This is a genomic window from Pseudomonas medicaginis, from assembly GCF_965119365.1.
Taxonomy (GTDB): Bacteria; Pseudomonadota; Gammaproteobacteria; order Pseudomonadales; family Pseudomonadaceae; genus Aquipseudomonas.
In genome coordinates this window covers 4,278,380-4,298,323 of sequence record NZ_OZ221631.1, presented here as the reverse complement: position 1 = coordinate 4,298,323, position 19,944 = coordinate 4,278,380, and the positions used below count along the sequence as shown (strand labels likewise).

The window sequence follows — 19,944 nt, the reverse complement described above, 5'->3', positions numbered from 1 at the left end:
AAGGGGATAGCGCTGAGTAAGCGTGATTTTCCCGATCAGGTTTGTACCGCGGTTGATGTAGCTGTATCGCATCAAGCGTCTTGAGGCCGAATAGCAAAATGGTTATGCAGTGGATTGCAAATCCACCTACGCCGGTTCGATTCCGACTTCGGCCTCCACTTTTAAAAAGCTCTGTAGATCTATGATTTACAGAGCTTTTTTATTGGTGAAGCATCTGCAAGGTTTTGTCTTGAAAAGGGCATGAGCGACCTTGCTTCACAGGGGAGGGATGTATATATTTCCCCTCTTGCCGCACCAGCCAGGGCATCGGCCATCAGATTCTGCCGACGGTCCCAATGGCTAACCGCGCTACCGCCCGAATGGCGAAACTGGTAGACGCATGGGACTTAAAATCCCCCGCTCGTAAGGGCGTGCCGGTTCGATTCCGGCTTCGGGCACCATACAAAACAAAGGGTTGCATGACTTATCTCATGCAACCCTTTTTGTTTTTGCCTTTCCTTTCCAAGCGTTCCCGCCCAGGTTTACAACCGCCGGCGAAACGCCTCGAGAATATCCCGCGTGCCCTTTTTCATTTGGAGTTGGGCAATGGCATCCAAGGGGTGCCAGAGGCAATCGATGATTTCATTCTGTGGCCGGGCCGCCGCTGAGTCGTTGACTGATGCTTCGAATACATGATGCTCGGTTTGCCCGTCATTGATTCGCATCAGGTAGAGCAGGTTCTCGACGCCCAGGCCTGTTTCCTCTGCCAATTCCCGGATTGCAGCCCCAGCATGGGTTTCGCCGCGTTCGACGGTACCGCCGGGTAGCGCCCAACGACTGTTGGCTTTGCGAACCAACAGGACATGGCGATTGTCCTCGCAGATGACGGTCGCTCGAATTTTCATGGCGGTGCTCGATCAGTGACTGTCATTAAACTGAAATATATATGCAATATTTGGGCTTGGCATCAGCGGCTCGTGCAAATTTCTATTCTAGGGGGCCTATCAGGTACGACCGCGCAGGTGCGAGAAAGACTGAGTTAATTTGATATCGACATCGCTTCAATTGATCTTCCTACCGCCAGCGCCAGGCTTTCGACCGGTTATCGCCTCAAACGGAATCAGCTGCAAAAAAATGAATCCATGTTGGGTGGATTGGCCGGCCCTGGTTGGGGAAGGAAAGACAGATGACCACCGTTGAAGACTTCAAGATCAAATCCCGTGAGCTCTTGGTGGAGCTCGATGCGGCAACAGCGGAAATGATGCAGCTTATATGTGTCCATCAAATGAGCGGATCGACGTGGGATGAGGCGGTCCGGCGTCAACATGAAGCCTATGAGCAGTGGGTCGCTTATCTGAATGAACGAGGGTAGGCACCATGGTCGCCCACGGCGCAAATTCTTTGAACGGCCCTTGAGCGTCTGTGCCTAATCCTTAGACCTACAAGAGGATTGGGCCATGTCTGAATTAGCCAGTTACTTCTGGATCGCTGTCGCGGTGCTGTTGCTGCTCGTGGACCTGTGGGCGATCGTCAGTGTCTTTCGAAGCGATAAGTCGGCAGGCACCAAGGCCGGCTGGGCGTTGCTGCTGGTCATCCTGCCGGTACTGGGCCTAGTGATCTGGGGCGTCGCCGGACCTCGTGGTGTCAAGGAGGGCCCCTCATCGCCGGAGCACAGCAAGGGCTAGCCAGAAAATGCGAGCCGGCCCGACACTGGTTTTCCACTCACTGCCGGTGTTTTCGCAGTCTTCCTGGGCTGGCGGGAGCAGCTCGAATTTTTGCACCGGTACTTATGCATTTCGAAGTGCAAAAAATGTCCGCGTTCCATCGGTTTTCCAACCGGTAGAACCCGAAGGGGAACCCGTCTGACGTGAAGGCGTCAGCGGAACTTGGGCAGCGGCGGTTCAGCGGGCCTGAGTGACGTCAGTGCGCTCTGGATCGACGGGGCGTCTTTGTCGATGTCGTTGAGCCGGTCGCGGATACGCACCGCGGTAGGGTGGCCGCCTTGATGGTCGACCCAGTCGGCGATTTCCTTGCAGGCTGCCGTGAGCCTGGCCTGACGCGATTCGAGCAAGGTGAGCAGGGTGGTGATGGACTCTTTTTCGGACATGTCACACCTCCATTCAGGGTTGAAGAGACAGCACAAAACCCGCCGGGGGCGGGTCTTGCTGTGGTTTAAGCGTAGTTGAGTTATTTCGTATCTGTCGAAGAATCCGGCGCCCGGTCAGACAATCGGCGCGCCGGAAACGGTGCGCGAGATTTCAGCCGGACTCCTTGACCCAGGACGGTGCGACGCTGGCCCGCCAGCGTACATCGGTAATGCCGTATTTTTCCGCAAGGGGTTTGGATACCCGCTTGACCTTCTCCCTGCCGAATTTTGGAATGCGTCCGACCCCCGCGTCGCAACTGGCCCAATGCCAAGCCTCGGAGTTATTCATCACTTCTGCACGAATAATGAATGACTTGGGTTCGCCATGGAGCATGTAGTCAATAATGTAAAGCGATGGCCCGCCCATAAATCCTCCCTAATATAGTCCTATACGGATGGATACAAAGGCATTCGGAAAATTCCATCGAATTTCCAGACGGTCAAATTAATAGCGCCCTGGCTCAAGGGCGGCGGCAACCTCAAACTTTGCGAGCAGCCATTGTTTACAGCGAGGAACCAAACCCGGTTACCCTTCTCCAAGGTGGGCTCCAACACCGTCGGCCAGGGATCAAAGGCGAAACAGCGCGGCATCAAATAAAGGCAAAACATGAAAAACATCGCCAGGGTCCTGCTCGTCGCAGCCCTCGCCATCGGTTTGTCGGGCTGCATTGGCGCCCCCATCGAACTGACGCCGCAAACCGAGCAACGTTTGCTTGAACAACCCGCGATCCGTTTCCTGCTGACATTCGATGATGGGCCCAGCGCATCGTCTTTCTGGAACCCCAGCCTGGCGGTGCTGGACGCTCTCGCAGACAACCCGGTCCAGCCCGGCATCAAGGCCGTTTTTTTTCTACAGACGCGCGGGCCGCGGACCGGTGGCAGTGATATCGGTCGTTCGGTGATGCGCCGTCAGCAGCAGGAAGGCCATGTACTGGGGTTTCATACGGCGACCTATTGGCACACCAACCACCGGTTCCTGAGCCCTGATGAGCTGGAGCAATCGCTTAGCCGGGGCGGCAGTGATATTGCCGCCATGACTGGCGCGCCGCCGTCCTTGGTCAGGCCTCCGTTCTGGAGTTTCGACAGGCGCACCGCGGCTGCCTACCGACAACATGGCCTGCACATTTTGTTGACCGACCTGAGTGCCAATGACGGCAAGGTCTGGGGTATCACGATGAGCCCAAGGCGGCGAATCAACCTGACCCGGCAACTCTCCGAGGTGCGCGAGCGCATCGCCGCCGGGCAACTGCCAGCGGTGGATGGGGTTATCCCGGTAGTGGTGACGTTTCATGACATCAATCGTTATACCGCCCGACATGCCCGCGAGTATCTGCAGATCCTGCTCGATAGTGCCAAGGCGACCGGCATGAGGACCGCCGCCATGCCGTTCTATGATGACCGCCAGGCACTGGAGCGAGCGGCCTTGGCGCGGACGGTCGATCACAGCACCGAGCCCGTCCATTTGCCGGGGTTGTGGGACTGGCTGTGGGATTCGGACGCCCATTGACGGAGTCACGGACGCCCGTCAATGTCGCGACGTCCGGTCGGCACCCGTGGGCAATCAGCGTGTATGGTAGGCGTTGCACCCTTGTTAAAGTCGGAGGTGATCATGAGTACTGCGATGATGACGAAAATGCACATCAACGGTTATGACGTGCTCAGCGTCAACAGCGGCCCCTGGAGAGTCTGTACCCAGGTCGACCGCTTGGGTTCCTTCGCTTCCCGCGAGGAAGCGCTGGCCTACGCGGCCGCATTGCCGACCCGTAGAAGCGGTGGCGGCCGGTCTGGGAATACGAAATAGTTGGGAGCGCGCCTGCTCGCGATGGCGGCAGTTCCGGTTGCATCCATTGATCAGGCGCGCGCCAACTCCAACGGTATCTCCAGGGTAAACAGCGCACCTTGCCCCGGTCCATCGCTATGGACATGGAGGCGGCCGTTCATTTCAACGGCCGCCAACGCGCAGCTGTGCAGGCCGAAGCCATGGCCGTCCTTTCGGGTCGTGAAGCCATGGTTGAAGATGCGCGACAGGTTCTCCGGGGAAATGCCTTCGCCGCGGTCCTTGACGCTCAGGCACAGCGTCGTTTCGTCGAGGATACGGATCCCCAGGATCATTTCCCGCGGGTGCTCGCTGATGTGCGACATGGCGAATTTGGCGTTGCTGATCAGGTTGATCAGGACCAGCAGCAACCGGTGCTTGTCCCCCATGATCGCCGGAACGTCCTGGTATTCCTTGATGACCGTGACGTGATGTCGGCTGAGGGCGCCCGAGTTCATGCGTAGCGCATCGTCGAACAGGTCGCTGGCATTGAGCGGTTCGATCAGCCTGGCCGCCCCCGCGTAAGTCTGCTGCGTCGTGACGATTTCCTTGATGTGATCGATGCTCTTGGTCAACTGGGCCAATTCATCGATAAGCAGTTTCTGTTCGGCGGCGATGGAGTCGACCAGCTCGTTGAAATAACGCGGCAGCAACCGACCTTTTTCATCAAGGGTCATGAACTGGCCAAGATCCTCGGCATGTTCATTCATCATGTTGACGGCTTTCGTGAGCCCGAGCGTCTTGCTGCTTCTCAACTTGCGCGTCACCAGTTCGGCGGAAATATTGACGCTGTTGAGCACGTTCCCGACGTTGTGCAACACATTCGTGGCGATTTCGGCCATGCCTGCCATTCGGGCTGCATCCACCAGTTCGCGCTCGGCTTCCATCAACTCACGGGTGCGCTCCTGCACGCGCTCTTCCAGGCGTTCGTTGGACGATTGCAGTGCCTGGTTGATCTGATTGATCACGGCATAGCTTCGCACGAGTCGCACCGCCAGATAGATCATCAAAAGCGCCATCAGGCCGGCGCACACGGCCAGGTAGATGTGGTACTGACGGTCGGTTGCGGCGTTCCTGCGTTGTGTCTCGTTCAGCAGCTCATTGATGCTGTCCAGCTCCTGGGCAACCGGAATGACACTGATGCGGTCAAGCAGATCATTGACCACCGGTTGCTCCTGGACAACGGTCTTGACGTGCTGGGTCAGGGCAATAAAGGGGGCTTGGTCGGTCGCGGGCAACCGGTCGATGTAAGGCGCCAGCTCAGCTAACTTGTCTTGCACTGCCTTGGCTTTGTCCGTCGTGACATAAAGCGCGAACTCCAGTGTCGTCAGGGTCAACTCAAGTACATTGGACGCCACAGTCAGGCGCTCCATGGGGCTTTCGACATTCATGTCCTTGAGCAGCGCTTGAATCTGGTCTTCGACCTGCGGCAACGCATCCAGGGACTCGCGCAGATGCGCGTTGTGTTGTTCGAATTGCTCCACCAGCAAGGTCTTGTTCTTGACGGCATCCACATAACCGTTGCGTCGGGATGCCCAAAGCGCCGCCAAGGGGCCAGCGTTGTTGAGTTGCTCCAACTGTTGCCAGCGACTGTCGGCCTCCGGTGGCGGGGCCAATGACAGATTGTTGTTGAGGCCGATCTTTTTCCTCAGGATCTTGCCGTTCCAGTTCGCATCGGACTGTTTTAGTTGACGAATGAAGTCGCGGGACTCGAAGTAGGTCGATGAGTCGTACGTGTATGACTTGATCAAAAAGAATATCAGCGCGCAAAACACAATAAGCGCGACGGCCAACAGTGCGGGCCATTTATATTTTTTGATAAGAGTGGTCACGCTACTCTCCTGTCCAGGGTGCTTATCGAATGCGTCGGTGAATTGCCGAGGGGAGGGGGTTGCTCAAGGCATGAGCCGAAGGGGAGGCAAGGTAATCGTCGTACGGTGGGACGTGTCGGTCTGCTTTTGCGTGGGTACACGTTGAGCTCCCTGCTAACGATGATTGGGTTCATTGGCAGTGTAGCGCTAGAGAGGGTCGACGCTTGCTCGGGGCGCTCCGGGATAGAGCTGGCGCGGCCGGGGAGGCCGCGCCAGGGGGTTACTTGATGTCGATGAAGGGCATGGCGCTGTTCGGCAGCACGGTGGTTGGCAGTACGCCATTCCAGCGTTCGGCCTTGGTCAGCTCCACCAGGTTCTGGTTGCTGGCCAGGGCCTGGGCCCGCGCCTTGATGGCCTCGGCTTCGGCTTTGCCGCGCAGTTCGGTCGCCAGCGCGTCAGCCTTGGCCTGGGCCACTTGCGAATCAGCCTCCGCCTGGGCCTGAGTCACCCGGATCTGTGCCTGGACCTGCTCGGTGGCGAGCTGTTGTTCCCGGGTCTTGACCTGGACTTCCGCGGCCATGCGCGCCTCGATGGCTTTTTCGTAGGCGTCACTGAAATCGATGTTCTCGACCTGGACGCTGTCGATGATCACGGGGCCGGTGATGGAGGCCTTGATGGCCGTGGAAATATCGTTGACCAGTTGGACGCGGTTCTGCACGGCAGCCACGGCGTTGAACTTGCCAAAGACGTTCTCCACCTGGGTCGGCACCTGACGGCTGATCATCCGGTCGCGGATGCCTTCAAGGTCCTTGAACTGGGTATAGACCTTCGCCACATCGGAAGGGGCGATATGCCAGGACACGGATACCTTGAGCTGGGCGGACTGTTGATCCTTGCTGTAGGCCTGGAGATCTTCGTAAGCCGTGACCTGGCTCTGGACGCTGATCAGGCGTACGGACTCGATGAAAGGCGTCTTGAAGGAAAGTCCCGGTTCAACCACCCCGACCAGGGCCCCGTTGCGCAGCAACACACCGCGCTCGGTCTCGTCGACCGTGTACCAACTGCCGAACAATACGCACAACAGAACGATGCCCATGATTGCAGCAGCGATGGAACCGATGGTTTTGCTGGTCACTTTTCTCTCCTTGAGTGGCGGGTTGGCGGCTGCCATAGCGTTGTCCAGTGCTGAAGCTGCAATAGGCATTCTGAATGCCAGATACGAAAAAGCCCTGAATAATCAGGGCTTTAACGATAGAAGATGGCGGAGGCGATGGGATTCGAACTCATGGACCTGTTACAGTCGACGGTTTTCAAGACCGTTGCCTTAAACCACTCGGCCACACCTCCGTATTGCGTTGCGGGCGCCATAATACCCGAATGAAACACACTGTCAAACTCTCTACGTAGCTTGTTACAGAGCGTCTGTTATGATCCTTGCCACTGAATGTTTCAAAACCGGAGGAGTGTCGCCATGCGCGAACAGGATTACGCAGTGAACAACAGCGTGCAGGCTGAGCAGCTAGAGGTTAGCCGCGTCCTGCGCAACACTTATGGCCTGCTGGCACTTACACTCGCTTTCAGCGGTGTGATGGCCTACGTCGCACAACAGATGCGGGTGGGTTACCCGAACATCTTCGTCGTGCTGATCGGTTTCTATGGCCTTTTCTTCCTCACCAACAAACTCCGTGATTCGGCCTGGGGCCTGGTGTCGGCTTTCGCCCTGACCGGCTTCATGGGCTTCCTGCTCGGCCCGATCCTCAATCGCTACCTGCAAATGCAGGGCGGCGCCGAAGTGGTCAGCTCGGCCTTTGCAATGACCGCGCTGGTGTTCGGCGGCCTGTCGGCTTACGTGCTGATCTCCCGCAAGGACATGAGTTTCCTCGGCGGTTTCATCACCGCGGGCTTCTTCGTCCTGCTGGGGGCTGTGCTGGCCAGCTTCTTCTTCCAGATCAGCGGCCTGCAACTGGCGATCAGCGCCGGCTTCGTGCTGTTCTCGTCGGTCTGCATCCTGTACCAGACCAGCGCCATCATCCATGGCGGCGAGCGTAACTACATCATGGCCACCGTCAGCCTGTATGTATCGATCTACAACCTGTTCGTCAGCCTGCTGCAGCTGTTCGGCCTGATGGGGCGCGACGACTGATTGCATCCGCGATGAACGAAAAACCCGCTTCGGCGGGTTTTTTTTCGCTTGGAAGAACCCCGGCAGTATGAACTGCGGCCGTGGAAAAATGACGGCGCCTGTGGGAGCGAGCCTGCTCGCGATAGCGTTCTCGCATTCAACAAAGAGGTTCAACAGGCTAGTCTCTTCGCCAGCAGGAGGGTAAGAGCAGGCCTACGCCATCGGCGGCAACCGCCGCTTGACCGGGGTTTTCTTGACGATGGCCGTATTGGTCTCGGCGTGGACATTGAGCTTGTCCAGCAAGGTATCCAGCTGTTCCATCGATCGCACGTGCAGGCGCGCGATGAAGCAGTCGTCGCCGGTGACCTTGTCGCATTCGGTGAATTCAGCGATGGCCTGGATCTGCCGCTCCACTTCCTGCAACTGTCCTGGCAGCGGGCGGATCCGCACGATCGCCTGGAGTTGATAGCCGAAACACTTGGGGTCCACCTCAACGGTGTAGGCCCTGAGCACGCCGCGTTCCTCAAGCCGGCGAAGGCGTTCGGCGACGCTGGGGGAGGACAGGCCGCTGAGGTTTGCCAGGGCCTTGAGGGAACGGCGGGAGTCTTCCATCAGGGCGCTGATGAGGATCTGGTCGATGTCGTCAGTCATTTCAACTCCATTAGGCGATTATGTGAAGTTGCCTTCATAAAAAAGGTTGAAATGCAGTTTAGCCTTTTTCAAACCATGGAGAAGGCTCCGGTCGGCTCGTCATACTGTGTTCACTTGCTGAAGGAGCCTGAAGATGGACAAGACCTTACGTCGCGGTTCGCTGGAAATGACCGCCGCCATGCTGATTTCCGGAACTATAGGTTGGTTCGTGCTGGTGTCCGGTTTGCCGGTGCTGGATGTGGTGTTCTGGCGCTGCGTGTTCGGCGCCGCGACCTTGCTGTTGATCTGTGCCGGTTTCGGCTTTTTGCGCCCCGGCATCCTCACCCGTACCACCTTCCTGCTGGCGGTGCTCAGTGGTGTGGCGATTGTCGGCAACTGGGTGCTGTTGTTTGCCTCTTACTCTCGCGCTTCGATTGCCATTGGCACGGCGGTGTACAACGTCCAGCCGTTCATGCTGGTCGGGCTGGCGGCGTTGTTCCTGGGGGAGAAAATCACCGCGCAAAAACTGCTCTGGCTGGCGGTGTCGTTTCTCGGAATGCTTGCCATCGTCAGTGCCCATGGTGAACAGGGCCAGGGCGGTGGTGACTATCTGCTGGGTATCGCCTTGGCGCTGGGGGCTGCGTTGTTGTACGCCGTCGCGGCGTTGATCATCAAACGCCTGACCGGCACGCCACCCCATCTGATCGCGCTGATCCAGGTCAGTACCGGTGTGTTGCTGTTGGCACCCTGGGCGAACTTCTCGGCGTTGCCGCAAAACGCCCACGCCTGGGCCAGCCTGTTGACCCTGGGCATGGTGCATACCGGCGTGATGTACGTGCTGCTGTACAGCGCCATTCAAAGGTTGCCGACCGCATTGACGGGAGCACTGTCGTTCATCTATCCGATCGCGGCGATCTTCGTCGACTGGTTCGCCTTCGGGCATCGCCTCGAACTGCTGCAATGGCTGGGCGTGGCGGCGATCCTGCTGGCGGCTGCCGGCATGCAACAGGGCTGGGGCATCAAGCTGCGTCGCCCAGCCCTGTCGTAGTTCACCGCTCGGGCGTGGGTCAGAAGATGTAGTCGGTGGTCAGGAAGTTGGAATCCCGTTCACGGATAATGTCGCTGATCAACGCCTTGTTGCTCTCCTGGAACTTGGTCGCCACCAGGGTGCGAATGGAAAAGGTGCGCAGCGCATCGTGGACGGACAAGGTGCCCTCGGCCGAGTTCTTGCGTCCATTGAACGGGAACGTGTCCGGGCCACGCTGGCATTGGGCGTTGATGTTGATGCGGCCGACCTGGTTGGCGAAGATGTCCACCAGCTTGCCGACTTCCGCCGGGTGGGTGCCAAAAATGCTGAGCTGCTGGCCGAAGTCGGACTCCAGCACGTAATCGACCACGGTATTGAGGTCACGATAGGGCACGATGGGCACGACCGGGCCGAACTGTTCCTCGTGGTAGACCCGCATCGCCGTGTTCACCGGGTACAGCACCGCCGGGTAGAAGAAGGAGCTTCGCGATTCGCCGCCGTGGGCATTCTTCACTTGCGCACCCTTGGCGACCGCATCGGCGACCAGCGAATGCAGGTAATCGACCTTGCCCGCTTCGGGCAATGGCGTCAGGGCCACACCGTCTTCCCAGGGCATGCCGGGTTTCAGGCTGGCCAGCTTGGCGTTGAATTTCTCGATGAAAGCTGGCGCCACATCTTCATGGACAAACAGGATTTTCAGCGCGGTGCAGCGTTGGCCGTTGAATGACAACGAGCCGGTCAACGCCTCGCTGACCGCGTTGTCCAGGTCCACGTCCGGCAGCACCAGCCCGGGGTTCTTCGCATCCAGCCCCAGGGCGGCGCGCAAGCGATGCGGACGTGGGTGTAGCTTCTTCAAGTCACTGGCTGCCTTGTTGGTGCCGATGAAGGCGAAGATGTCGATCTTGCCACTGGCCATCAGCGCGCTGACGGTTTCCCGGCCACTGCCGTAGATCACATTGATCACTCCGGCCGGGAAGCTGTCGCGGAAGGCTTCGAGCAGCGGCCGCACCAACAGGACCCCGAGCTTGGCCGGCTTGAACACCACGGTGTTGCCCATGATCAAGGCCGGGATCAGCGTGGTGAAGGTTTCGTTGAGCGGATAGTTGTAGGGCCCCATGCACAGGGCCACGCCCAGGGGGACGCGGCGGATCTGCCCGAGGGTGTCCTGTTCCAGCTCGAAGCGGCTGGAGCGCCGGTCCAACTCCTTGAGGGCGTTGATGGTGTCGACGATGTAATCGCAGGTGCGGTCGAATTCCTTCTGGGAGTCCTTGAGGTTCTTGCCGATCTCCCACATCAGCAACTTGACCACGGCCTCGCGCTGTTCGCGCATGCGCGCCAGGAAAGTTTCCACGTGACGGATGCGCTCGGCGACGCGCATCGTCGGCCACTGGCCCTGGCCGCGATCGTAAGCCCGCACGGCAGCGTCCAGGGCGGTGAGGGCGGTCTCTGCATCCAGCAGCGGCGTGCTGCCGAGAATCACTTGTTCATCGCCCAGCTCACCCGTCAGGTAAACGGGGCTGCGGACGACGGCCAGCGGCCCTTGCCAGGTTTCCAGGACACCGTCGACCAGGTATTCGCGTTGCTCGATCCGACCTTCGAGGCGGTAGGCGTCCGGGATGTCGGCGGCACCGGGGAACAGGTTGGCGAGGAAGGGGGCTGTGGTCATGTCGTTACTCCATCAATGAAATGAGCCATGGGCGGACGGCTTGCAGGGATACATCGTTTTTAGCGTTATACGCCTTAATGGAGGTGTTTTTTAAGTGGCGGCAGATTGCTTGTGCCGGGCTTGTGCAGGCGCTGTCGAAGGTTCGGGCCGCGTTCGGACGATCTTGACCAGTCACTCGGGACTCAAGCGGCTGGGGAAAGACCGCAGCCTCGTTGCACTCGACAGCGCCTGTACGGGACATGGACTACTGCATCGGCGTTACCAGCGCATCCGCACCCCCATGCTGGTAATGATGCCGTTGAGGTCGTTGTCGTCGACATCACTGCTGTAATCGGCGCTGACATAGAGGCTTACCGCGGGTGTGACCCGGGCGACCAGGCCCAGGCCGACTTCGACGGTAGAGGATTTTCGGCTGCTGCTGATTTTGTCGACCTTATCCAGGGACACGGTGCCGGCGCTCTGGACGGTGTGCCACAGGTTGGTTCGCACGTAAGGTTCCACACCGAGGCCGCTGACCTGGTAGTTCCCTTTGAGCCGTGCGCCAACCCGGCCGCTCCAACTGTTCAGTTCGTCGCCGGCGCCATTCTCGGCATTCTGCGTCTGGAGGGTGACGCGCTGATTGATCAGTTGCGCCTGGGGTTCGACCACCCAGTGGGTGCCGATGCCAATAGGAAAGCCACCTTCGACCGACAGTGTCACCGCATGGCCTTCGGCGGCTTGGCGCTGCCCCTGTTCGGTGCGGCTGTAGCCGTTGACCGGGCCGCCGCTGGCACTCAGGTCAACGTGCCAGCCCGCCGGGCCGGTCAGGCTCCAGTAGGCGCCGAGGCTCGTACCTTTCAGGTTGAGGGCATCGTTGTCCGGGGCGGCCGGGGCCGGCATCACCAGCAGGCCGCCGCTGGTTGACATGATCGGGTGTTGCCCGCTGATCAGCCCCATTCGCTGGGTATGACCGCTGTCGTTTCGCAAGGTGAACAGGGCGGGGGGCTCGCCGGAAGCGGGCTGGCTTCCAATGAATGCGGCATCGAGGTGGGTAGACGCTGTTCGGCCATACCAGGGCTGCGTGGTTTCCTCGGCGGGCCAGGCCTGAACCTCCATGGTTGAAAGCAGCAGCAATGAAGTCGAAACAGTATGGAAAGTGAGGGTGAACTCTTGCGGGCGGAGGGAAGTTTTCATGGGGGCCTGCCTTGCAATCGCATGCGTTTCTCGCTTTTTGGCGTCTCTCCTACCCCGAATGAGGGGCGACCGAATGGATTGAGGCAAGCCTCTGGCGGCCCGTCCTGACGGGTTCCAGAGGCCTGCCCCTGACTGTGTTTCCGGGGGTAGTACGGTGTAGTCAAGAAGACTGATGGCTGCGCGTCAAGAAAATGGACGATGAATGGCATGATGAAATCAGGGTCAATAAACTGCTGATTTCAATTGGTTATTAAGATCTGTTTTTTCGCGTAAAACCTTTGTTGCGACGCCTGCCTACCAGCTGATCCGTAAACCGACGTTGCCGCTGACGCTGCGTTGCTGGTGGCTGTCGAGGTTCTGGCTGTAGTCGGCAGCGGCGTACACGGCGACTGCGGGCGCGAGGCTCACGACGACACCCATGCCCAGGTCGCCGGTGGAGGCGCGCTGTTGGGTCTCGACGCGCTCGGTATCGTCGAACGTCACCGAATCGGTGCCGGAAAACGTGTGCCAGAGGTTGGCGCGCACGTACGGTTCCACGGGCATGCCGCTGACCTGATAGCGACCCTTGAGGCGAGCGCCGAGACGACCGGTCCAGGCACCGTCGGAATCGAATTGGACCTTGGAGATTCCGTCGTTTTGCGTATCCAGGGAAACCTTTTGGTGGATGACCTGGGCCTGGGGTTCGAAAACCCAGTCGGCGGCCACCGCAAAGGGGTAGCCGGCCTCCGCCGAAAGGGTCAGGGCGTGTCCGCGATTGTCGATTTTCACGCCGCGTTCGGAACGGTTGTCGCCGTCCAGTCGCGTGCCCATCACCACCGCGTCGACATAGCCGCCAGTAGGATCGGTGAGGGTCCAGTAGAGTCCGTAGCTGTCGCCGTCGAGTTCTATCTTGCCGGCGTGCCGGTCCTCGAAACCCAGGTTGAAGCCCTTGACGTCGCCGTTCAATTCCGTGTGACCGACGAAGAAGCCGATGCGCTGGGTCTGGCCGCCAGGCAGGAGCGAGCTGTACAGATCGTTGCCCACCTGGAACCCCTTGATCGACCCATCGAACTGCGGCGTTACCGTGCCGGCCCAGGTTTGATCCAGATCCTTGCCATAGACCCGGCCCCACCCCGCGCCGAACGTGCCGGTTTCGGTGAGCAGGCGCTGGTCACCTTGGCGGTCATGGAACGTGCCGAGGGCCATCAGGGTCAGTTGTGCCGCCGCCGGAGGCAATACCGACCAGGTCGGCACTTCCGGGCGGTACAACGGAATGGGCGCCGCACCGGGCACCGCGGTTGGCAAGGGCGGCAGCGTCGGCATCGGTGGTGCGCCCGGTGCGGGGGGCGCGGTCGGGACAGGCGCCGCTACCGGTCCGGCGACTACGGTGGAACGCAAGTACCAGTTGTTTTCATTGCCGGTCACGCCGCCCTTGAACAGACGGTAATCGAAGGCACCGGCCGAGACAGACTGCGCCAGTGAAAAGGCATTGATGTCACTGACCGCGCCGCCTTGAGCCTGGACCACTTCGATGCCGTCCTGGATGGTCTGTGCGCCCGTACCGCCCAGGTTCGTGACCGTGATGGTGGTATTGCCGGTGAGCGTCCCGCCATTGACCACCAGTCTGTCGCTGGCGGAGCCATCTGCGCCGACCGCCGTCTGCACATGCAACTGGCCACTGTTGCCAACGTAGTTGCCCTGGACGGTCAGGGTGTCGTTGGTGCGGGTGTTGCCTTGGGTGAGGTCCACCGTGCCGGCGTTGTTGAGCGTTGCCAACTGACCGGCAGTAAAAGGGGCAATGACGCCTTGGGTCGACGTCAGCGTGCTGCCGCTTTCAATGTTGAGCGTCCCGGTGGCGGTGGCGCTGTCGCCCAAGGTCAGTGTGTCGTTGAGGTCCAGTCGCGAGCCTTGGGTGAGGTTGACTGTTTCCCAATTGAGGTACCGGGCGCCGGCACTGGAGGTACTGCCTTCCAAGGTCAGGACGTCCTGGCCCAATCCGCCATTCACGCTGGGGGTGATGCTCAGTCCGGCTTCATCGAGATTGATCAGCCGAGCCGTGTCGCTGCCGTCGCCCATCAGGATGGCGGAGTGAATGAGGCCACCGCTCCACAGGAGTTGATCATCACCGGCACTGGCACGGACCTCACCGAGGATTTCGCCACCGCTGACGGTAATGCTGTCGTTGCCGCCGCTGACGCTGACATTGCCCCCGATGCGTCCAGCGGAGAGGATGATGGTGTCTTGGCCGAAACCGGTTACCAGGTTGCCGATGATATTTCCGCCGGACATATCGAAAACGTTGTCATCGAGTTTCATGTCGACACGGCCGATGGTCCCGCCGGTCATCTTCGCCACGTCGCCGTCTTCGAACGCGTCGACGATGGTCCCGCCGGTCATCAAGAACGTATCAAGGCCATCCCCCTGGGCCAGGGACAGAATCCTGCCGCCACTCATGATGAAATCGTCGACGCCGGAGCCTTGTTGGACATCACCGTCAATCACGCCGTTGGCGTTGATCACGATACTGTCGACACCAGCGCCGAACGTGACGTCGCCGGTAATGAGGCCGTTGCCGTTGGCGGGCATCGTCAGGCTGTTGTCACCCGAAAGGTCCGTCAACCCAGGGCTGGTGCCGCTGTCGCAGACATACGTGTCATTACCGACGGTTGGCACCAGCGTGCAGGCCGCCATGGCGGCGGGTGCGGCTAGCAGGAAGGGGGTCGATACCCAAATGGTGTAGAGCAGCGGAATGAATCCTTTAGCGTGCCGAATCATGTGCTATCCCTCTGCATCGGCATCCCGGCGGACGCCCGTTCAGCATCGGTTGCGCGACAGATGGCACACAGGGCCTGGCAACGCTCGCTGTATGGAATGGCACCCTAGCAACGAATAATGGGCGTTGCTACTGTCAGAACTTACAGGTCGGCGCACAGAAAGCCTGGGGGAAGGCCCCTTCTACAAGTGGGCTACAAGTGCACTTCCACCGAAAGCGGCAGGTGGTCGCTCAGGTGGGTCCAAGGTTTGTTACCCAGTATTTGCGGGGAATGGCTGCTGGCGTTTCGCAGGTAGATGCGGTCCAGGCGCAACAGCGGGAAGCGGGCCGGGTAGGTCCTGGCGGGGCGGCCGAGGTGGTGCTCGAAGGCCTCGTGCAGGTAACCACGGCGGGCGAGGGCGAGGTTGCCGCGCAGTTGCCAGTCGTTGAAGTCGCCAGCAATGATCACCGGGGCGTCCTCGGGCAGCGAGTCGAGCAGTTGGCAGAGCAGTTTGAGCTGCAATTGGCGATGGCTTTCCAAAAGGCTCAGGTGCACGCAGATTCCGTGGACCGCGGCGTGGCCCGGCACATCCAGCACGCAATGCAACAACCCGCGCCGCTCCGGGCCGGTGATGGACACGTCGAGATTGCGAAACTGGCGGATCGGGTATTTGGAGAGCAGCGCGTTGCCATGGTGGCCATCGGGGTAGACCGCATTACGACCGTAGGCGAAGTCGCTCCACATGCTGTCGGCGAGGAATTCGTACTGGGACGTCTGGGGCCAGTTTTCGTAGCGTGACGCGTGGCGGTCATGCTCGCCGAGCACTTCTTGCAGGAACACCAGGTCGGCGCCGGTACTGCGCACCGCTTCGCGCAACTCGGGCAGGATGAAGCGCCGGTTGAGGGCGGTGAAGCCCTTGTGGGTATTGACCGTCAGGACCCGCAGCCGATGAACCGCCGCGGGCGTGTCCGATGGCATCGATTCGACGGCTCGCCAATCGGGAACTTGAGTCACGTTCACTCCTGAATCAGACGTACTTGTTCATGCGACTGATCCAAGGCACCGGCAGTTCCGGATTTTTCGTGTTCCGGCCAAGGCCTTCGCACCGGGTCCACTGCTATCGCGAGAAGCGCGTTCCCGTAGGGGGCCGTACGTCGCTCAAATGAAGACAATCTCATAAGGCAACCCCATCCGGTCAAGGATGACCCTGGGCACCAGCGGAGCGATGCCGCTCGCCGGTTCGCCGTTGAGTTGGCTGACGTAGGCGTACATGGCGTGGCGCTTGCGGGCGGTGGTCCAGACGTCGAGGCGCAATTTGCGGGCCCGATGCCACGGGATTTTATTCTGCTCGCGGACCGGCCAGTGCCAGGCCCACACCGGCAATTCGTTGAACGCCACCCCGGTCCTGTCGGCGGCGATGGCCCCGGCACGTCCGACGGTATCGTGGTCGCTGTCGCCATCCTGGCGCCAGGTACTGAACACCACATCACCGGGTTGCAGGTGACCGGCAATGAACGTGGATAGCTCGGCTTCGTGTTCAGCCAGGTGTTTTTCCGGAAAGCCACCGCGCACCCATTGCAGCTCATGGGTGGCGATGCCCAGGCGGTGCAGGGCGTCGACGCTTTCCTGGGGGTGAGGGCGGTGCACACGCAGGCGCTCGTCGTTCCACAGGGCAGAGCTGGGGTGGACCAGGGCGCCATCGGTGACCGAGATCAGCAACATGGGCTGGTCCAGATTGCTCAGCAATTGCAGCAATCCGCCACAGGCCCCGACCTCATCCCCCGGATGCGGCGCGAGAATGACGGCGCGGGCGCCAGCGGGAATGAGCGTCTGGGTGCTGATGATCGGAATATCGGCCAGTTGCGCAGCACTGTTCCAGATTTGCGGGTGCTGCCGGCCAGGCAAGCGAGAGGCAGGCTTCATAAACGACATCCTTGTATGTGTTCAATCTTTCAGCCATGCACCGGGCCTACTGTCCGATGGCACCGATGTGGGCATGACTGAGATTCACAGCGCTCCGAATCCTGGAGACCACCGCAAGGGAAGTATTGACCATGCCAGACGATTCGTCTCGTGGCATGTGGCATCTGAACTGCTTTTTTTTCTTCTAGCTGGAGGGTATGGGGTGGAAACCGCGTCCTTGCGGTCCCATGGCTGAGCAGCTATTTCACTCCTCTTCTTCGCGCTGCAGCTCGAACAGCAGCAGCGAGCGCCCGGTGACGGAGTATTCGGAATTGAAATCGAAGCGCTCCTGTCCACGAACGGTCGGCTGGTTGGTGTCGACCATGCAGGTCCAGAAACTGCCCTCGGGGACTTCCGGCAAGCGGAAGTTGACGATGTCATGGTGTGCGTTGACCACCAGCAGCAGCGTCGCATCGCCACCCTTGCGCCGAATACCGGTTTCCTGGGCGCGGCCGTCCATCAGCATGCCAAGGCAGCGACCATGACCGTCCTGCCATTGCTCGATGGTCATTTCGCTGCCGTCCGGGGCCAGCCAGGTGACGTCCTTGACGCCGATGTCCTCGTTGTAGTTGCCCACCAGGAAGCGCCCGCGGCGCAGGATTGGGTAGGTCAGGCGCAATTTGATCAGGCGCTTGACGAACTTGAGCAGCGCCGCGCCATCCTCGCTCAGGTCCCAATTGACCCAGCCGATCTCGCTGTCCTGGCAATAGGCGTTGTTGTTGCCGTGCTGCGTGCGGGCGAACTCGTCACCGGCGACGATCATCGGCGTGCCTTGGGCCAGCAGCAAGGTGGCAAAGAAGTTGCGCATCTGGCGATGGCGCAGGGCGTTGATCTCGGGATCATCCGTCGGGCCCTCGACGCCATGGTTCCAGGACAGGTTGTTATTGCTGCCGTCCTGGTTGTTTTCGTCGTTGGCTTCGTTGTGCTTGTCGTTGTACGACACCAAGTCATGCAGGGTGAAGCCATCATGGGCGGTGACAAAGTTCACCGAGGCGTACGGACGCCGGCCACGTTGGTTGAACATCTCGCCCGAGGCGGTCATCCGGCTGGCGAAGTCGGCAAGCTGGCCGTCGTCACCCTTCCAGAACGCCCGCACCGTGTCGCGGAACTTGTCGTTCCACTCGACCCAACCCGGCGGGAAACGTCCGACCTGGTAGCCCCCGGGGCCGCAGTCCCAAGGCTCGGCGATCATTTTCACCTGGCGCAATACCGGATCCTGGCGGCAGGCGACAAGGAAGCTGTGGCGCTCGTCGAAGCCGTCATGGTAGCGGCCCAGAATGGTCGCCAGGTCGAAGCGGAAGCCATCGACATGCATTTCCGTGGCCCAGTAGCGCAGGGAGTCGGTGACCATTTGCAGGACGCAAGGATGGCTCAGGTCCAGGGTGTTGCCGGTACCGGAGTCGTTGATGTAGTAGCGTTTGTCGTCGGGCATCAGCCGGTAGTACGAGGCGTTATCGATGCCGCGCATGGACAGGGTGGGGCCCTGTTCGTTGCCCTCGGCGGTGTGGTTGTAGACCACGTCGAGAATGACTTCCAGGTTGGCCTCGTGCAGATGGGCCACCATCTCCTTGAACTCGGCGATCTTGCCGCTGGCCAAATAGCGCGGGTCGGGCGCGAAGAAGGCAATGCTGTTATAGCCCCAGTAGTTGGTCATGCCTTTGTGCAGCAAGTGCTGGTCATTGACGAACGCATGGATGGGCAGCAGCTCCACCGACGAAACGCCCAGCTTGCGGATATGCTCCAGCACATCGTCGACCATCAGCCCGGCAAATGTACCGCGCAGGTTCTCGGGCACCGAGGGATGGCGCATGGTGATACCGCGCACATGGGTTTCATAGAGGATGGTCTTGTCCCAAGGCACGCTGACGCGATGGTCGTGGCCCCAGGTGTGCGCGGGGTCGATGACTTTGCACTTGGGGACGAACGGGGCGCTGTCGCGCTCATCGAAACTCAGGTCGCCGTCGGGGTGGCCGATGGTGTAGCCGAACAGGGCTTCGGACCATTTCAATTGGCCGACCAGTTGCTTGGCGTAGGGATCGATCAGCAGCTTGTTCGGGTTGAAGCGATGGCCATTCACTGGATCGTACGGGCCATAGACCCGGTAGCCATAGATCAATCCCGGATGGGCATCCGGCAGATAACCGTGGTAGATCTCGTCGGTGTACTCCGGCAGCTCGATGCGCTCGAGCTCGACTTCGCCGGCATCATCGAAAATGCACAGTTCGACCTTGGTGGCATTGGCTGAAAACAGCGCGAAATTGACCCCGAGGCCATCCCAGGTTGCACCCAGTGGAAAAGGCAGCCCTTCACGTATCCGCGAAGCCTCGATAACGGGCGGCGGCGTGGTTTTGTTTGGACGGGTCATAGTTGCTCCTGCAAAAAACAGACAGATACAGCGATGCGGTTCATTTGAAAGGGAGGGCAATGCCCTGCATTCGCGGCGAGGGAGATCTTTCCCCCGCCACACACAGGCGTCTTCGCCGCGAAGAAACGCCTGTTTGAGACCGATGACGCAGGTGAGATCAAACCGCTGGCGGCTTGCGCGGCGCCCGCGGCTTCTTGTCGGCGGTCTTGGCCGGTGGCACTACCGCTGCAGTCGCCGCGGCAGGCTTGGCCGCTGGCTTGACCTTGGGCGCGGCGTTCTTCGCGGCGGTCTTGGCCGTGGTGCTCTTGGCGGCAGCAGGCTTGGCGCCATCGGCTTTGCTGGCCGCCGATTTGCTCACCGCCTTGGGTGGCTTGCTGGGTGCCAGCGCTTCGGCTTCGGCCAGTTTGCACGCCATCTCCCAATGGCGTTTCTCCTGCCCGGTAGGCTTACCCTCGGACTCCCAGATCTGATAGGCGAATTCACGAATGCGTTTATCGTCGGTACTCATCGCAGTG

At 60.1% G+C, this 19,944-nt stretch carries 19 protein-coding genes and 3 tRNA genes; 8 read left to right on the top strand and 14 right to left on the bottom strand.

From position 1 onward, the window contains the following. Nucleotides 1–84: 84 nt before the first annotated feature. Together ACMTA2_RS18985 and ACMTA2_RS18980 are read left to right on the top strand one after the other, a co-directional pair. A tRNA-Cys gene (locus tag ACMTA2_RS18985) sits at nt 85–158 on the top strand. 195 nt (nt 159–353) lie between these two features. Further along, nucleotides 354–440, top strand: a tRNA-Leu gene (locus tag ACMTA2_RS18980). A gap of 81 nt (nt 441–521) precedes the next feature. Here the strand turns inward: ACMTA2_RS18980 and ACMTA2_RS18975 are convergent. Then, nucleotides 522–884 (bottom strand): NUDIX hydrolase, encoded by a 363-nt coding sequence (locus ACMTA2_RS18975; RefSeq protein ID WP_413791248.1) that lies wholly within the window; start codon nt 882–884, stop codon nt 522–524. A 281-nt stretch (nt 885–1,165) separates the two neighbouring features. On the opposite strand from ACMTA2_RS18975, the gene ACMTA2_RS18970 reads away from it, so the two are divergent. Next, nucleotides 1,166–1,351 (top strand): hypothetical protein, encoded by a 186-nt coding sequence (locus ACMTA2_RS18970; protein ID WP_413791247.1) that lies wholly within the window; start codon nt 1,166–1,168, stop codon nt 1,349–1,351. An 85-nt stretch (nt 1,352–1,436) separates the two neighbouring features. Next, complete coding sequence (locus ACMTA2_RS18965) at nt 1,437–1,664, top strand: PLD nuclease N-terminal domain-containing protein (protein ID WP_413791246.1); 228 nt, start codon at nt 1,437–1,439, stop codon at nt 1,662–1,664. Nucleotides 1,665–1,855: 191 nt separating this feature from the next. Here the strand turns inward: ACMTA2_RS18965 and ACMTA2_RS18960 are convergent, their stop codons facing one another. Then, nucleotides 1,856–2,086 carry a hypothetical protein gene (locus ACMTA2_RS18960; RefSeq protein ID WP_413791245.1) on the bottom strand — a complete coding sequence of 77 codons (231 nt, stop codon included), beginning with the start codon at nt 2,084–2,086 and terminating at the stop codon, nt 1,856–1,858. A 151-nt stretch (nt 2,087–2,237) separates the two neighbouring features. Beyond that, entirely contained in the window at nt 2,238–2,492 is a 255-nt protein-coding gene (locus ACMTA2_RS18955) for a DUF6555 family protein (protein ID WP_053125507.1), read from the bottom strand. 240 nt (nt 2,493–2,732) lie between these two features. Between ACMTA2_RS18955 and ACMTA2_RS18950 the strand changes: the two genes are divergently transcribed. Beyond that, the gene (locus tag ACMTA2_RS18950) at nt 2,733–3,632 is read left to right on the top strand and encodes a polysaccharide deacetylase family protein (RefSeq protein ID WP_413791244.1); all 900 of its coding nucleotides are present in this window, start codon (nt 2,733–2,735) and stop codon (nt 3,630–3,632) included. A gap of 102 nt (nt 3,633–3,734) precedes the next feature. Beyond that, nucleotides 3,735–3,926, top strand: a complete 192-nt coding sequence (locus ACMTA2_RS18945) for a DUF2188 domain-containing protein (RefSeq protein WP_413791243.1) — start codon at nt 3,735–3,737, stop codon at nt 3,924–3,926. Between the two features lie 50 nt (nt 3,927–3,976). Here ACMTA2_RS18945 and ACMTA2_RS18940 read toward each other — a convergent pair whose 3' ends face one another. The 3 genes from ACMTA2_RS18940 to ACMTA2_RS18930 all read right to left on the bottom strand — a co-directional run bounded on the left by ACMTA2_RS18940 (nt 3,977) and on the right by ACMTA2_RS18930 (nt 7,099). Further along, entirely contained in the window at nt 3,977–5,773 is a 1,797-nt protein-coding gene (locus ACMTA2_RS18940) for a DAHL domain-containing protein (RefSeq protein ID WP_413791242.1), read from the bottom strand. Between the two features lie 259 nt (nt 5,774–6,032). Further along, nucleotides 6,033–6,887, bottom strand: coding sequence for a prohibitin family protein (locus tag ACMTA2_RS18935; protein WP_413791241.1), 855 nt, complete (start codon nt 6,885–6,887; stop codon nt 6,033–6,035). 124 nt (nt 6,888–7,011) lie between these two features. After that, nucleotides 7,012–7,099 (bottom strand) — tRNA-Ser (locus tag ACMTA2_RS18930). A gap of 124 nt (nt 7,100–7,223) precedes the next feature. Here ACMTA2_RS18930 and ACMTA2_RS18925 point away from each other — a divergent pair. Further along, a complete protein-coding gene (locus tag ACMTA2_RS18925; protein ID WP_014338124.1) occupies nt 7,224–7,895 on the top strand; it encodes a Bax inhibitor-1/YccA family protein in 672 nt (223 codons plus the stop codon). A 192-nt stretch (nt 7,896–8,087) separates the two neighbouring features. On the opposite strand, the gene ACMTA2_RS18920 is transcribed toward ACMTA2_RS18925, so the two are convergent. Continuing rightward, a complete protein-coding gene (locus ACMTA2_RS18920; RefSeq protein ID WP_413791240.1) occupies nt 8,088–8,525 on the bottom strand; it encodes an Lrp/AsnC family transcriptional regulator in 438 nt (145 codons plus the stop codon). 133 nt (nt 8,526–8,658) lie between these two features. On the opposite strand from ACMTA2_RS18920, the gene ACMTA2_RS18915 reads away from it, so the two are divergent. After that, the gene (locus tag ACMTA2_RS18915) at nt 8,659–9,552 is read left to right on the top strand and encodes a DMT family transporter (RefSeq protein WP_413791239.1); all 894 of its coding nucleotides are present in this window, start codon (nt 8,659–8,661) and stop codon (nt 9,550–9,552) included. A gap of 19 nt (nt 9,553–9,571) precedes the next feature. Here the strand turns inward: ACMTA2_RS18915 and ACMTA2_RS18910 are convergent, their stop codons facing one another. The 7 genes from ACMTA2_RS18910 to ACMTA2_RS18880 form a co-directional block, all read right to left on the bottom strand. Beyond that, entirely contained in the window at nt 9,572–11,197 is a 1,626-nt protein-coding gene (locus ACMTA2_RS18910; protein WP_413791238.1) for an NADP-dependent glyceraldehyde-3-phosphate dehydrogenase, read from the bottom strand. 258 nt (nt 11,198–11,455) lie between these two features. Next, nucleotides 11,456–12,370: an autotransporter domain-containing protein gene (locus tag ACMTA2_RS18905; protein WP_413791237.1), complete on the bottom strand. Its 915-nt coding sequence runs from the start codon at nt 12,368–12,370 to the stop codon at nt 11,456–11,458. Nucleotides 12,371–12,664: 294 nt separating this feature from the next. After that, nucleotides 12,665–15,124 (bottom strand): autotransporter family protein, encoded by a 2,460-nt coding sequence (locus tag ACMTA2_RS18900; protein WP_413791236.1) that lies wholly within the window; start codon nt 15,122–15,124, stop codon nt 12,665–12,667. A gap of 191 nt (nt 15,125–15,315) precedes the next feature. Further along, nucleotides 15,316–16,080 (bottom strand): endonuclease/exonuclease/phosphatase family protein, encoded by a 765-nt coding sequence (locus ACMTA2_RS18895; RefSeq protein WP_413795689.1) that lies wholly within the window; start codon nt 16,078–16,080, stop codon nt 15,316–15,318. 180 nt (nt 16,081–16,260) lie between these two features. Further along, the gene (locus ACMTA2_RS18890) at nt 16,261–17,025 is read right to left on the bottom strand and encodes a PIG-L deacetylase family protein (protein WP_413791235.1); all 765 of its coding nucleotides are present in this window, start codon (nt 17,023–17,025) and stop codon (nt 16,261–16,263) included. A 244-nt stretch (nt 17,026–17,269) separates the two neighbouring features. Next, complete coding sequence (gene glgX / locus ACMTA2_RS18885; protein ID WP_413791234.1) at nt 17,270–19,429, bottom strand: glycogen debranching protein GlgX; 2,160 nt, start codon at nt 19,427–19,429, stop codon at nt 17,270–17,272. 157 nt (nt 19,430–19,586) lie between these two features. Beyond that, the gene (locus tag ACMTA2_RS18880) at nt 19,587–19,937 is read right to left on the bottom strand and encodes a DUF2934 domain-containing protein (RefSeq protein WP_413791233.1); all 351 of its coding nucleotides are present in this window, start codon (nt 19,935–19,937) and stop codon (nt 19,587–19,589) included. Between the last annotated feature and the right edge of the window lie 7 nt (nt 19,938–19,944).

Excerpts from the sequence above, each read along its gene's own strand:
- ACMTA2_RS18900 (WP_413791236.1), bottom strand. The coding sequence starts at position 15,124 with ATGATTCGGCACGCTAAAGGATTCATTCCGCTGCTCTACACCATTTGG.
- ACMTA2_RS18950 (WP_413791244.1), top strand. The coding sequence starts at position 2,733 with ATGAAAAACATCGCCAGGGTCCTGCTCGTCGCAGCCCTCGCCATCGGT.
- ACMTA2_RS18960 (WP_413791245.1), bottom strand. The coding sequence starts at position 2,086 with ATGTCCGAAAAAGAGTCCATCACCACCCTGCTCACCTTGCTCGAATCG.
- ACMTA2_RS18915 (WP_413791239.1), top strand. The coding sequence starts at position 8,659 with ATGGACAAGACCTTACGTCGCGGTTCGCTGGAAATGACCGCCGCCATG.
- ACMTA2_RS18910 (WP_413791238.1), bottom strand. The coding sequence starts at position 11,197 with ATGACCACAGCCCCCTTCCTCGCCAACCTGTTCCCCGGTGCCGCCGAC.
- ACMTA2_RS18965 (WP_413791246.1), top strand. The coding sequence starts at position 1,437 with ATGTCTGAATTAGCCAGTTACTTCTGGATCGCTGTCGCGGTGCTGTTG.
- ACMTA2_RS18925 (WP_014338124.1), top strand. The coding sequence starts at position 7,224 with ATGCGCGAACAGGATTACGCAGTGAACAACAGCGTGCAGGCTGAGCAG.
- ACMTA2_RS18890 (WP_413791235.1), bottom strand. The coding sequence starts at position 17,025 with ATGAAGCCTGCCTCTCGCTTGCCTGGCCGGCAGCACCCGCAAATCTGG.
- ACMTA2_RS18955 (WP_053125507.1), bottom strand. The coding sequence starts at position 2,492 with ATGGGCGGGCCATCGCTTTACATTATTGACTACATGCTCCATGGCGAA.
- ACMTA2_RS18880 (WP_413791233.1), bottom strand. The coding sequence starts at position 19,937 with ATGAGTACCGACGATAAACGCATTCGTGAATTCGCCTATCAGATCTGG.
- ACMTA2_RS18905 (WP_413791237.1), bottom strand. The coding sequence starts at position 12,370 with ATGAAAACTTCCCTCCGCCCGCAAGAGTTCACCCTCACTTTCCATACT.
- ACMTA2_RS18975 (WP_413791248.1), bottom strand. The coding sequence starts at position 884 with ATGAAAATTCGAGCGACCGTCATCTGCGAGGACAATCGCCATGTCCTG.
- ACMTA2_RS18920 (WP_413791240.1), bottom strand. The coding sequence starts at position 8,525 with ATGACTGACGACATCGACCAGATCCTCATCAGCGCCCTGATGGAAGAC.
- ACMTA2_RS18945 (WP_413791243.1), top strand. The coding sequence starts at position 3,735 with ATGAGTACTGCGATGATGACGAAAATGCACATCAACGGTTATGACGTG.
- glgX (WP_413791234.1), bottom strand. The coding sequence starts at position 19,429 with ATGACCCGTCCAAACAAAACCACGCCGCCGCCCGTTATCGAGGCTTCG.
- ACMTA2_RS18895 (WP_413795689.1), bottom strand. The coding sequence starts at position 16,080 with ATGCCATCGGACACGCCCGCGGCGGTTCATCGGCTGCGGGTCCTGACG.
- ACMTA2_RS18970 (WP_413791247.1), top strand. The coding sequence starts at position 1,166 with ATGACCACCGTTGAAGACTTCAAGATCAAATCCCGTGAGCTCTTGGTG.